1 protein-coding gene is annotated in these 404 nt (G+C 71.5%); it reads left to right on the forward strand.

Annotation, left to right across the window (positions count from 1 at the left end; genetic code table 11):
* Positions 1-404 (forward strand): hypothetical protein (locus AC066S_RS39785; protein WP_478272060.1); only part of this gene is annotated, 404 nt, incomplete at both ends.

The raw sequence follows: 404 nt of genomic DNA on the forward strand, positions 1-404 counted from the left end.
GTTCGTGACGGTGCCGCTGCGCGCGCCGCTCGTGATCGGCTGGGTGCTCATGGGATTCCCGGTCGGCCAGGCGCTGGCTGCGGAGATGCGACAGCTGCAGTCGGTGGATGTGGCCATCGCGGTGCATACCGCCGACGGCGGCGTGCACGTGCCGGTCAGCACGCTGCCCGCGGGCGAGCGGGAGCGGCTGGCGGGATTCACGGGCGGCGGCGAGATCGAGACGGACGAAGGCCCCGTGCTGGTGCGCGCCGTGCCGCTCGACACCGTCAACGGCAAGGCGAGCGTGCTGCTGCTGCGCTCGCTCGACGAAGTGCTCGCCTTCTACCGCCATCTGCAGATGCTGCTGGCCGGCATCACGCTCGCGGGCGTGGCGCTGTTCGCCATCGGGTTCGCTGTCATGGCGC

Source organism: Bradyrhizobium sp. CFUWI (genome assembly GCF_056429085.1).